This is a genomic window from Kitasatospora sp. NPDC042419 (assembly GCF_056437345.1).
In genome coordinates, this window is record NZ_JBWKAW010000010.1 from 35,408 (window position 1) to 47,702 (window position 12,295).

The 12,295-nt window shown below is 73.5% G+C and carries 10 protein-coding genes; 7 read left to right on the forward strand and 3 right to left on the reverse strand.

All coding sequences use genetic code 11. The annotated features are described in order from the left end of the window. Positions 1–55: 55 nt before the first annotated feature. Both AC067J_RS20275 and AC067J_RS20280 read right to left on the reverse strand, forming a co-directional pair. Complete coding sequence (locus AC067J_RS20275) at positions 56–2,383, reverse strand: FdhF/YdeP family oxidoreductase (protein WP_478301050.1); 2,328 nt, start codon at positions 2,381–2,383, stop codon at positions 56–58. Positions 2,384–2,506: 123 nt separating this feature from the next. Next, positions 2,507–3,046, reverse strand: coding sequence for a GreA/GreB family elongation factor (locus AC067J_RS20280; RefSeq protein ID WP_478301052.1), 540 nt, complete (start codon positions 3,044–3,046; stop codon positions 2,507–2,509). Between the two features lie 307 nt (positions 3,047–3,353). On the opposite strand from AC067J_RS20280, the gene AC067J_RS20285 reads away from it, so the two are divergent. From AC067J_RS20285 to AC067J_RS20300, 4 genes are all read left to right on the forward strand, one after another. After that, complete coding sequence (locus AC067J_RS20285) at positions 3,354–5,246, forward strand: S8 family peptidase (protein ID WP_478301054.1); 1,893 nt, start codon at positions 3,354–3,356, stop codon at positions 5,244–5,246. 442 nt (positions 5,247–5,688) lie between these two features. Continuing rightward, positions 5,689–6,228: a hypothetical protein gene (locus tag AC067J_RS20290; protein WP_478301056.1), complete on the forward strand. Its 540-nt coding sequence runs from the start codon at positions 5,689–5,691 to the stop codon at positions 6,226–6,228. Continuing rightward, positions 6,228–6,683: a tail fiber domain-containing protein gene (locus AC067J_RS20295; RefSeq protein ID WP_478301058.1), complete on the forward strand. Its 456-nt coding sequence runs from the start codon at positions 6,228–6,230 to the stop codon at positions 6,681–6,683. The genes AC067J_RS20290 and AC067J_RS20295 overlap by 1 nt, the downstream gene beginning before the upstream one ends. A gap of 143 nt (positions 6,684–6,826) precedes the next feature. Beyond that, positions 6,827–7,480, forward strand: a complete 654-nt coding sequence (locus AC067J_RS20300; protein ID WP_478301060.1) for a 2OG-Fe(II) oxygenase — start codon at positions 6,827–6,829, stop codon at positions 7,478–7,480. A gap of 91 nt (positions 7,481–7,571) precedes the next feature. Here the strand turns inward: AC067J_RS20300 and AC067J_RS20305 are convergent, their stop codons facing one another. Continuing rightward, positions 7,572–8,462 carry a DUF4389 domain-containing protein gene (locus AC067J_RS20305; RefSeq protein WP_478301062.1) on the reverse strand — a complete coding sequence of 297 codons (891 nt, stop codon included), beginning with the start codon at positions 8,460–8,462 and terminating at the stop codon, positions 7,572–7,574. 460 nt (positions 8,463–8,922) lie between these two features. On the opposite strand from AC067J_RS20305, the gene AC067J_RS20310 reads away from it, so the two are divergent. Genes AC067J_RS20310 through AC067J_RS20320 form a run of 3 tightly spaced genes read left to right on the forward strand, consistent with a single transcriptional unit; the run spans position 8,923 to position 12,289 of the window. Continuing rightward, positions 8,923–9,279 carry a hypothetical protein gene (locus AC067J_RS20310; protein WP_478301064.1) on the forward strand — a complete coding sequence of 119 codons (357 nt, stop codon included), beginning with the start codon at positions 8,923–8,925 and terminating at the stop codon, positions 9,277–9,279. Further along, entirely contained in the window at positions 9,276–11,402 is a 2,127-nt protein-coding gene (locus AC067J_RS20315; protein WP_478301066.1) for a GMC family oxidoreductase, read from the forward strand. Before AC067J_RS20310 ends, AC067J_RS20315 begins: the two co-directional genes overlap by 4 nt. Continuing rightward, complete coding sequence (locus AC067J_RS20320) at positions 11,399–12,289, forward strand: hypothetical protein (protein ID WP_478301068.1); 891 nt, start codon at positions 11,399–11,401, stop codon at positions 12,287–12,289. The genes AC067J_RS20315 and AC067J_RS20320 overlap by 4 nt, the downstream gene beginning before the upstream one ends. Positions 12,290–12,295: the final 6 nt, after the last annotated feature.

A 12,295-nucleotide genomic window follows, 5' to 3' on the forward strand; every position in this document is an offset into this window, starting at 1 on the left:
CCGGATCGCGCGGTCGGGCCGGACCGCGCGGGCGGCGCGGGCGGCCCGGGGCGGCTCAGGCGGCGGGGTCGATGGTGACCTTGACGTGCTTCATGATCGGCTGGTCGCTCTGGGTGCTGTAGTCGCCGAGCGCGCACAGCACGTTCATCTCGGGCATGTACCCGGCCGCGCAGCCGCGGGGGATGTCGTACGGGATCGCGAGGTAGCCGCGGAGGGAGCGTCGGCTGCCGTCCTTCGCGGTGCTCGTGATGTCGACGGGGCCGAGGTCGGCGATGCCGCGTTCGCGCATGTCGGCGCGGTTCATGAAGACCAGCGTGCGCAGGTTCCTGATGCCCCGGTAGCGGTCGTTGTCGGAGTAGATCGTGGTGTTCCACTGGTCGTGGGAGCGCATGGTGCCCAGCGCCAGGGTGCCCGGCGCCGGGACGACGTCCGGCAGGGCGGCGGCGGAGAACTCGGCGCGGCCGGACGGGGTGAGGAAGACCAGTTCGCGGGCCGGCTGCTTGATGCGGAAGCCGAGGGGCAGCCGTACCCGGCGGTTGAAGTCCTCGAAGCCGTCGAGGGCCCGGGCCATGGTGTCGCGGATCCGGTCGTAGTCCTCGATGTACCACTCCCACGGCGTGGCGCTGTCGGGCAGGGCCGCGCGGGCCATGCCGGCGACGATGGCCGGCTCGGAGAGCAGGTGCGGCGAGGCGGGGCGCTTCATGCCGACCGACAGGTGGACCATGCTCATCGAGTCCTCGACGGAGGTGCTCTGGATCCCCCTGCGCTGGTGGTCCTTCTCGGTCCGGCCGAGGCACGGGAGGATGAGCGCCTGCCGGCCGTGCACGAGGTGGCTGCGGTTCAGCTTGGTGCTCACCTGGACGGTGAGGTCGCAGGCGCGCAGCGCCTCGTAGGTGTACGGGGTGTCGGGCGCGGCGAGGGCGAAGTTGCCGCCCATGCCGACGAACACCGTGACGTCCCCGCGGTGCATCGCCTTGATGGTGGCGACGGTGTCCAGGCCGTGGGCACGGGGCGGCCGGATCTCGCAGACCTCGGCGAGGCGGTCCAGGAACGCGTCGGTCGGCCGGTGGTCGATGCCGCAGGTGCGGTTGCCCTGGACGTTGCTGTGCCCGCGGACGGGGGAGGGGCCGGCACCCTCCCGGCCCAGGTTGCCGCGGAGCAGGAGCAGGTTGACGATCTCCCGGACGGTGTCGACGCCGTGCTCGTGCTGCGTGAGTCCCAGGCACCAGCTGACGACGGTGCGGTCGGCCTCGCTGTACACGCGCGCCGCCTTGAGGATGTCGGCGCGGCCCAGTCCGGACTGCCGCTCGATCTCCTCCCACGGGGTGGCCTCGCACAGCGCGCGGTACTCGTCGAAGCCGGCGGTGTGGCGGTCGATGAACTCGCGGTCCAGCGCCCGGGGGTCGGTGACGGACTGTTCCAGGACGGCCTTGGCCATGCCGCGCAGCAGCGCCATGTCGCCGCCGATGCGGGGCTGCAGGTTCAGGGTGCTGGTCCGGGTGGTCCTGTAGAGGCCCATGTCGAGGAAGTCGTGGGGGACGATGGTGCGGGTGGCCGCCGCCTCGACCAGCGGGTTGACGTGCACGATCTGTGCCCCGCGGTGGTACGCCTCGGCGAGGGCGGTGAGCATCCGGGGCGCGTTGGAGGCGGCGTTCACCCCCAGGATGAACAGGGCGTCGGCGGTCTCCCAGTCCTTGAGGTCGACGGTCCCCTTTCCGGTTCCCAGCGAGGCCTGGAGGGCGCGGCCGCTGGCCTCGTGGCACATGTTCGAGCAGTCCGGGAGGTTGTTGGTGCCGAGTTCGCGCGCCATCAGCTGGTAGAGGAACGTGGCCTCGTTGCCGAGCCGGCCGGAGGTGTAGAACGACGCCCGGTTCGGGTCGTCCAGTTCGCGCAGGGTGCGGCCGACCAGCTCGAACGCGTCCTTCCAGCGGATCGGGACGTAGTGGTCCGAAGCGGCGTCGTAGACCATGGGTTCGGTCAGCCGGCCCTGGTTCTCCAGGTCGTAGTCGCTCCACCCGGACAGCTCGGTCACGGAGTGCGCGGCGAAGAACTCGCGGCCGACCCGTTTGCGGGTCATCTCCCAGGTGACGTGCTTGATCCCGTTCTCGCAGATGTCCAGGTGCAGACCCTTGGTGTCGTCCGGCCACGCGCACCCCGGACAGTCGAACCCGCCGTTCTCGTGGTTCATCTTGACGATCGCCCGCGGGCCGTCGACCAGTGCGCCCTCGCGGACCAGGAAGCGGGTCACGCCTGCGGCAGCGCCCCAGGCGGCGGCGGGGTGGTGGTAGGGGCGGAACTCCGGCTCCCCGTCGGGCGTGGGCCCGACCCGGGGCTCCGGGGGGTCCTGCTCGGAGGGGTCCTGCTGGTCTTCTCCGGTACTCAAGCCGTTGTCGCTGCTCAAGGCTCTCGACCCTTCCACCGTGCGGGCGCGCAGGGACAAAGCGCGCTTTCCGGGCAGGCTACGTCCGGTGCCGGGGGCGCGCCATTCGGCTTCCGGGGCCGTCGGTCACGCCTCGTCGCCCTTCTCGTCCTCGGTGCCCTCGCTGTCCTCGTCGTCCTCGCCGTCTTCGCCGTCCTCGCCGTCCTCGGCGCCGATCGACAGGACGACCACCGTCGTCGGGCCCCTGGGAGTCTCGTAGTCGACGGTGTCGCCGGCCCGGCGGCCGAGCAGCGCGTGGCCGAGCGGGCTGTCGACGGTGACCAGCGTCCGGTCCAGTGCCTCGGCGACCTCGCCCACCTGGACGGTCATCTCCGCGGCGTCCGCGAACCGGACCTTGACGGTGCTGCCCACGCCGACCGTGTCGGTGCTGGGCCGTCCTGCGACGGCGGCCTCGCGGAGCCGTCCGTCGATCTCGGTGATCCTGCGGTCGAGGCGTTCGAGTTCCGTGGCGCGCTGCAACTCGTCGGCCTGGTCCGCGGGGTCGCCCGCCTCGTCGCCGCCCCGCAGGGTGGCGGCGACCTTCCCGCGCTCGGTCCGCAGGTCGGTGAGTTCCCGTTGAAGCGCCTCGCGGGCGGCCTCGCTGATGGGCTCCGGTCCACCGGTCATTCCTGCTCCTGTCGTGCCGGGCGGCACGCGCGGGTGCCTCCGGCCAATCGCAGAATTGGGGCTTTTTCGAAGATATCAGTCAAATCGCCACGCCTTGACGGCGGACGGATCCGCCCCGCGCGGGGGCGCCGGACGGTCCGGAGAGCCGGTTCCGCGCGGGCGGGCGGGGCACGGCAACCGGCGGGACATCAAAAGTTGACACGTTTGTGACAAGCCGTCATGCGTAAAGCCTTCCCCAAATGCTCACGGTTCTGGCATGTTGCGTTCAAACCCCGTGTGATCCCCTCAAGCACGGGTCGATCGGAGGATGCACGTGTCACCCCTGATATCCCGGAGCGCCGGCCGCCCCGCCGCCGCGCTCGCCCTGCTCGCCGCCGCTGTCCTGGCCACCCCCGCCACCCTGGCCGCCGCAGCGCCCACCGCTCCCACCGTTCCCACCGTTCCCGCCGCTCCCGCGGCCGCCGCGAAGTTCGCCGCCGAGACGGCCACCGGGCCGGCCGGGACCTCCGCAGCGGCACCCGCCGCACCCGCCGCGACCGCCCCGCAGATCGCCGCGGGCTGGGCCGCCGGGACCCGCGCCTACCTGGTCATCAGCGCGCCCGCCGACGTCGCGGCCGCCAAGACCGCGGTCACCGCCAACGGCGGCACGGTCTTCGCGAGCTACGACGCGATCGGCGTCGTCGTCGCCCACTCGACCTCAGGCACCTTCGCCGCGACCCTGCGCGGAGTGGCCGGCATCCAGCAGGTCGGCGCGACCCGGACGTCCGACGTCCCCGCGGACGCCTACAGCCCGGCGCTCCCCGCCAACCCCAGCCAGTCGGCCACCACGCTGACCGAGTCCAACCGCTGGGACATGACCCAGATCAAGGCCGACCAGGCCTGGGCCGTCACCACGGGCTCGTCCGCCGTCAAGGTCGGCGTGCTGGACACCGGTGTGGACGACCAGCACCAGGACCTCGCGCCCAACTTCGACGCCGCGGACTCGGCCTCCTGCGCGTACGGCAAGGCCGACGCCCGCACCGGGGCCTGGCGGGACGTCGACACCCACGGCACGCACGTCGCCGGCACCATAGCCGCGGCGAAGAACGGCAAGGGTGTCATCGGCGTGGCCCCGAGCGTCAAGATCGCCTCGGTCCGGATAGCCGAGCCGACCAGCACGCTCTTCTTCGCGGAGAACACCGTCTGCGGCTTCGTCTGGGCCGGCGACCACGGATTCAAGGTCACCAACAACAGCTACTACACCGACCCGTGGCAGTTCAACTGCCCGGACAACCTGGACCAGGCGGCCATCATCGAGGGCGTCCGGCGCGCCCAGGAGTACGCCGAGGGCAAGGGCTCCCTGCAGGTCGCCGCCGCGGGCAACTCCAACTACGACCTGGCCAACAAGACGACCGACAGCGAGAGCCCCAACGACTCGACCAAGGTCACCCGCACCATCACCAACGCCTGCATCGACATCCCGACCGAGCTGCCCGGCGTGGTGACCGTCGCGGCGATGGCCAGCGGCACCGGCAAGGCCTCCTACTCCAACTTCGGCCGGGGCGTCATCGACGTCGCCGCGCCGGGCGGTGACGGCGCCACCGGCGTCTACTCCACGCTCCCGGGCGGCAAGTACGGCACCAAGAGCGGCACCTCGATGGCCTCCCCGCACGTCGCCGGCGTGGCCGCGCTGATCGCCGGCGCCAACCCGACGTTCACCCCGGCCGACATCCGGTCCCGGCTCTCCACCCAGGCCAACGACGTGGCCTGCCCGGGCTCCGACAGCCGCTGCACCGGGACCACGGCCAACAACGCCTTCTTCGGCGAGGGCCAGGTCGACGCGCTGAAGGCCGTCGGCGGCGGCACCCCGCCCACCGGGAAGTACTTCGAGAACCTGACCGACGTCACGATCTCCGACAACGCCACCGTGGAGAGCCCGATCGCCGTCACCGGCGTCGCCGGCAACGCCCCCGCCACCCTCAAGGTCGGCGTGGACGTCAAGCACACCTACCGCGGCGACCTCGTCATCTCGCTGGTCGCCCCCGACGGCACGGTGTACCTGCTGGAGGACTTCGCGAACGGTGACAGCGCCGACAACGTCGCCAAGACGTACACGGTGTACGCCGCCGCGAGCGTCGCGAACGGCACCTGGAAGCTCCGGGTGAAGGACGGCGCCTCGGGCGACGTCGGCACGATCGACGCCTGGAACCTCACCTTCTAGACCTTCCGGGTCCGCGCTTCGGGCGTCTGCACGCCCGGGGCCCGTACGCCCGGGGTCCGTACGCCCGGGGTCCGTACGCCCTGATCGCCGCACGCCTGATCGCCGCGCTCCGACCCTTGCGCTCCGACCCCTGCGCTCCGCCGCCTCCCGGGCAGCGGAGCGCAGGCCGTTCGGCGGCAGGACCGCCCGCCCGGCACCGGGGCGGCGCTCCGGCGGTCGCTCATCGGTTTGTGCGCGTCGATCACGTTCGTCACCGTCTCGCCGACCGTTCATCAGATCGCGCGAACTGGCGATTGTCAGGCCGGTTGGGCCGGACGGGCGTGGATACGCTCGGCCCGTCGTCCGAAGGGGGCGGCACCCGTCGCGTGCCGCACGCGCCACGGCCGCTCCGGCCGTCGAGCGCGGCGCGGATCTCGCTCGGGCGAGTCCCAGGGGAGCGGACATGAGTTCTGCAGGCCGAAAGACCGTCGCGGTGGTGGCCGCGGCGCTGGCATCGCTGGGCGTGGGTGGCGGCGCCACCGCGTCCGCGTCCGCGTCGCCGGACACGTCGTGCGGCGGGGCGGAGTGCCCCAGCCTGAAGCCGACCCGGCTCTCGGCCAGCCAGGCGAGCCTCAACGTCACCCAGATGCAGCTGGAGAACATCCATGCGATGGCCGCCGACGCGGTGACCGGGGAGCCCATCCGAGGCGCCCGGATCGTGTTCGCCACCATCGGTGGGCGGACCCTGGGCGCGGCCTACACCGACTACGACGGAGTGGCCTCGATCTCCGCCCCCGAGAACCTGGGGCCCGGCACCCTCCAGGAACTGCTGGGCGGCTACGAGGCCGCGATGGTCGGCGACGGCGTCCACGCCCCGGCCGGGGCCCACGGGGCGATCACCATCGGCATCGACCAGGGCCCCGGCGTTCCGAACAGCCCGTGCGCCATCTGCAGTGACCGCGGGCTCAAGCAGGACGTGGTCCCGGTCGACTGGAGCCGGTAGTGGTGCCGCTCGTCCGCCGGCCGCCCCGGGCCGACCGCCGCGGCCCGGGGCCGGTCGCCCCGGAGGGGCGTTCGGCCGAGGTGCGGGAGGACGGCGGCGTGGCCCCGGCCGGCACGGTCAACGGCTACCGGGTCCTGGAGACCGTGGCCGCGCTGCCGGTCAGCACCTGGCGCTACGTCTGGGAGCCCGAGGACGTGCGCCACCTCGGACCGATGGCCCAGGACTGGCACGCCGCCTTCGGCCTCAACCGCGACGACACCAGGATCCCCGTGGTCGACGGGCTCGGCGTCGCCCTGGTGTGCATCCAGGCGCTGAACCGCCGGGTGGACGAGCTCACCGTCGAGCTGGGGCGCCTGCGGGAGGCCGCGGGAGAACCCGCTCCGGCCCGAGCGACGACGCCGGACACACGGCCCGTGACGGCACCCACCGCGATCCGGAAGGCAGGGACACCATGACGAACCGGCACACCGTGGCACCGCGCGACACCGCGACGGGGTCGTCCGCGGCGGAGACGGAAGCGGGGGCGGAGACGGGGGCAGAGACGGTGGGGACAGAGACGGCGGAGACGGGGGCAGAGGCGGAGGACCGGCGGTCGCCGGTGAGCACGGACGCGATCTGGCGGCTTCCCGTGACGGTCTGCCGCATCACCCAGTTCCTGGGCGAGCGGACGGCCGGCGCCCTGCTGGAGCGCGCCATCGCCTCCGCCGACGGCACCTTGAAGCCCTCGATGGTCCGAGACCGGGAGGTGGACCCGGACGTCCGCCGCTCGCGGTCGAGTCAGGAGTTCGCCGCGCCCGAGCTGACGTCGGCCGTCGACGAGGTGCTGGAAGCGGTCGAGCGGACGCTGGGGGTCTCCTGCCGGTACACCGAGCCCGACTACAGCCTCAACGTCCACAACGACGGCGACTTCTACCGGCCGCACCAGGACACCAGCGCCGAGTACGCTCCCCGGCGGCTGCTCACGTTCGTCTACTACCTGCACCGCACGCCCCGGCCCTTCGGCGGGGGCGAGCTGCGGGTGTTCGACACCGCTCTTCCGCTGCACACCGAGACGGCCGGGAGGTGGCAGGAGCGCACCTGGCGCGACTGGGAGCCCGAGCACGACAGCATCGTGTTCTTCCGGCCCACGGCCTGGCACGAGGTGCGACCGGTCAGCTGCCCGAGCGGGCGGCACGAGGACAGCCGCTTCGCCGTGAACGGCTGGCTCTGCAGCCCTGACCCCGCGCACCGCCGGGAGGCCGCGAGGCCGTAGGGCCCGGCCGCCCGGCGGTGCGCGGGGTCAGGGAGGTCCGGAGGCCGGGAGGTCCGGAAGTTCGGAGGTCGGGAGGGTGGGACGGCCGGGGTCAGCGGTCCGCCGGTCCGGGCGCCGGCGGGCCGGAGTACCAGCTGTCCTTGTCGTCGTCGGAGGTGAAGCTCGTGGTGACGGAACCGGTGACGCCGGAGAGCAGGCCGAGCAGGAGGAACACCACCAGCAGCGCGCGTCCGCCTCCGCTCAGCACCAGCGGGCGGGTCGCCGAGACCCGGGCTCCCGCTGCCGGGCCGGTGCCCACGGAGCCGGTGCCGGCGGCCCCGGCACCCACCGTCCCGGCGGCTGCTGACGCGGCGCCCGGTACCGTGACGGGCCCGCCGGGCTCGTCGCCGAACAGCCCCTTCGGGTAGGCCGAGGTGAGCATCAGCAGGTAGGCCATGTATCGCATCCGGTAGCGCAGGATGGCGGCCGTGGCCTCGAACAGCGGCTCCGGCATCCGGCCCAGGATCAGCACCACCAGCCAGCTGATCCAGCCGACCAGCCACCACCCGGCGTACAGCAGGCCCTGGACGATCGCTGCCGGGATGACCAGGATCAGGCGGAAGAACACCGCGAGGCGGTTGAGCTCACCGCCGGGCCGCAACTCCACCTGGACGGGGTACTCGGGCGTCCGGAACGCGAACGGCGGGTAGCGGTCGACCGTGAGCAGCAGGTAGGCGTTCACCCGCGTCTCGTACGGCACGTACGAGGAGAGGAAGTCGGAGGCGAACACCGGCAGCCGGCCCAGCACCAGCGCGCCGAACCAGCCGACCACCGCGACCAGGAACGCCACCACCGACAACACCCAGACCACGATGAACTGCGGGATCAGCAGCAGCAGGCGGACCAGCACGGTGAGGCGGTTCTGCGGTCCCGGCGCCGGAATGTCCAGGGCCGGCAGCCATTCGCTCGGATAGGGGGCGGGGGCGGGGGGAGCCTGCCACATCCGGGCCTCCAGGTATCGACACCACGTCTGCACGGCGAACCCGCCGTGTGCTCCGAAGATCGCAGCCGACCGCCGCTTCCGCGCGCTGCACTGCGCCGCCCGGGCGACGGACGCGACCGCTGCGGGCCGGGCCGGGCGGGGAGGCCCGGGCGGGTCGGGCGGGCCGGGGCACGGGCGGGGGCACGGGCCGTGCGGGGATCCTCCGTATCCGACGGCGTCGGGTCTTCGGACAATCCGGCACGGAGCCGTCACGGGGCCGGTCACTTCAGCACACGATCAGGTCGGAGGATGGTCGAAGGTTGGTGCTGGATGGCGGGCTGATCGATCGGATCCGGTCGGTTTCGATCAGGTCGTTCGGGAACGTGGGCCGAGGAGGCAGCATCGCCATGACGGCGCGCGGCCGACCGGCCGACCTGCTGTCATGTCCAGGACGCGCAGTGCTCGCCGCGGGGGTGCCGGTTTGCCAGCGATCGACGACCACGACCACTTCTCCGACGAGGCCGGCCTCGCCGACCTCACGGACTTCGCCGACTTCCTCCGCATCTCCGCCGAGCTGACCGGCTTCGACGAGACGGAGCTGCGCGCCACCGGCATGGCACGCGAACACCACCGCACGCTCCTCTCCCACCGGGCCCGCGACGAACACGCCCTCCTCCGCCTCTGGTACGTCGGCGCCTGGCCGGACGAACCGCCCTCCTCGCCCCGTGCCTACGACCAGGGACTGATGTGGCGGACCTTCCGCGGCGCCCCGCCCGGCTCCGCCTCCCCGGGCCACGGCAGCTGGTCCGAGGCCCCGGACGGCGGTGGCGACCGGTGAACCGCGCCCCCGCGAACAGCGGGCAGGGCGACCGGCGGGCGGCCGACCGCTCCCCGGCCGGCCCCCGCCCCGCCGACGGCCGGTCGGCCGACCACCGGCCCGCCGACCCGCGCCCCGCCGACCTCCGGCCGGTGGATCATCGACCGGAGGGACGGGACTGGGACGTCATCGTGGTCGGTGCGGGCTTCGCCGGCTCGCTGGTCGCCCACCGTCTCGGGGCACAGGGGCACCGCGTCCTGGTCCTGGAAGCCGGCCACCCCGTCCCGGACGCGGCGGCGACCACCACCGCGTACCGGGCCGCCGGCGGCGGCACCCCCACCTCCCCGTACCCGCGGAGCGAGGACGCGCCGTCCCCCGACGTCACCGACCTCGTGGGACTCCCCGGCGGCGGGTTCTCCGCCACCGGGCACCTGATCCAGCACGGCCCGCTGCCCTACGCCAGCGGCTACCTGCGCGCCAACGGCGGCACCGGACTGCTCTGGACCGGCCTCACCCCGCGCATGCACCCCGAGGACTTCCGCACCGCCGACCTCGGCCACGGCCGCAACTGGCCGATCGGCTACCACGACCTGGAGCCGTACTACCGCGAGGCCGAGTGGGAGCTCGGCGTCGCCGCCGACGCCGAACAGCAACGCCGCGCGGTCGGACTGCCCGTCCCCGAGGACTACGCCTTCCCGATGCGCGCCATCCCCGCCAGCCACCTCGACCGGACGGTCGCCCGCGCCGTCGACGGCCGGACCGTCCGCGACCCCGCGATGGCCGAGGACGCCCGGCTCGCCGTCTCCGCCACCCCGCACGCCCGCAACGGCCGGCCCACCCGCCCGTCCGACTCGGGCGACCCGTCCCGCCCATCCGACCCATCCGACCCGTCCGACCCGGAACACCGGCAGCACGGCCCGCTCTGCCAGGGCAGTGCCGCATGCGTCCCGGTCTGCCCGAGCGGCGCCAAGTACACGCCGCTGCGGACCCAGGCCCGGTGGTCGCCCACCGTCCGGCTGCGCACCGACGCCGTGGTGAGCCGGGTCCTCGTCGACGGCAACGGCCGCGCCACCGGCGTCGAGTACCTCGCCGACGGCACGGCCCACACCGTGGCGGCCGACCTCGTGGTTCTCGCCGCCCACGCCATCGAGAACGCCCGGCTGCTGCTCCTCTCCGGCCTCGCGCGCCGAAGCGGTCAGGTCGGCCGCAACCTGATGGACCATCCGGCGCTGCTCACCTGGGGTCTCATGCCCGACCCCGTCGGCCCCTACCGGGGACCGGGCTCGACCAGCGGTCTGGAGTCCTTCCGCTTCGGCCCCGCCCGCACCCGCCGGGCGCCGTTCCGGGTCGAGATCGGCAACTGGGGCTGGTCCTGGGCCGCCGGACCGCCCCAGGTCGAGGTGGAAGGGCTGCTCCGCGCGGGACTGCGCGGCAAGGAGCTGCGCCACCGGCTCGGCGACCGGCTCGGCCGCCAGTTCTGCCTCCAGTTCGAACTGGAGCAGCCCGCCGACCCGGCCAACCGGGTCACCCTCGACCCCGACCGCCGGGACCGCCTCGGCCTGCCACGCCCCGCCATCCACTACGACCTCTCCCCGTACGTCCGCGCCGGCATGGCCTCCGCCCGCGCGGTCTCCGACCAGCTCTTCGCCCTGCTCGGCGCCGAGGACCACACCCGCTACGAGGCCGGCCCGGGCTGGCCGGGTCGGTTGGAACACGAGGGCCGGGCCTACGCCTACCGGGGCGCCGGCCACGCCGGCGGCACCCACGTCATGGGCGACTCGCCGGCCGACTCCGTGGTCGACCAGTGGCAGCGCTGCTGGGAGCACCCCAACCTCTACGCCGTCGGCTGCGGCTCCATGCCCTCGCTCGGCACCTCCAACCCCTCACTGACCATGGCAGCGCTCGCCCTGCGCAGCGCCGACCGGATCCACCGCGACCTGCTGGCGCTCCGAGGCCCGGCCGTGCTCGTCGCGCCGCCCGGTGCACCGCCCGGTGCACCGCCCGGTGCACCGCCCGCCGCGCCACTGCCCGCTGTGCCTCCGACCGCTGCACTTCCGCCCGCTGTACCTCCGCCCGCTGTACCTCCGCCCGCCACCGTCCCTCCGGCCCGTCCTGTGGCCGCACCCCTCCGGGAGTCCCTGTGACCGGCCCTCTGCCCCTGCCGCCCGTGCCGGAGCCCTACCACCTGCCGTTCCACTACGGAGCGCTGCACAACATCGGCGTGGACTACCTGGTCGACCCGGGCCCGGTCCGCGAGCTGCTCGCCAAGCGCCACCCTGCGCTGGCCGCGGCCGATTTCGACGGCCGGGCCTGCGTCTCGCTCAACTACCAGCTGTACTTCGCGCAGTACCCGAACGGCGGCGGCATCACCGAGGAGGTGGAGATCAACGTCATCGCCCACCCCCGGAACGCCGTGGACCGGCTCCCGGCCGTCGGCTACGGCGAGTACGCCCGCGGCCACGACCGGACCGGACTGCTCGGCATCGCCCGTCTCCACGTGCTCTGCGACAACCCGCTCGCCATCGACGCCGGCACCCGTCTCTACGCCGAACCCAAGTACCCCGGCTGGTTCGTGACGCTGCTCCCCTCGCTCAACGCGGCCGCCGTCCACGACCGCTGGTCGTTCTCCTGCCGCAGGGCCGCCCTCGAACCGGACGGGACGGGCGGGACGGGCGCGACGGACGGGGGCGGCCAGCCGAGCCGGCTCCGACGGTACGAGGAGGAACTCCTCGCCGTCGAGGCCGACCTGGCCGGGCTCGACGGCGAGCCGGTCGTCAACACCCCGATCACCGGCTACGGCACCGAGAAGGAGGGCCGGCTGCTGGCCGGACCGCTCATCGTCCACCAGCCGTACCGCTTCCACCCGCTCGACGACGGCACCGCCGGACGAGTCCGGCTCACCCTCGGCGACCGGACGGCGGAGGCCGTCGACGACCTCGCCCGGCTGGTCGGCACCGCTCCCGCCGCCGGGGTCTGGACGTACCAGTCGGCTCCGGTCGCCGCCCATCACCGCCCGTACTACCTGCCCTGACAACCG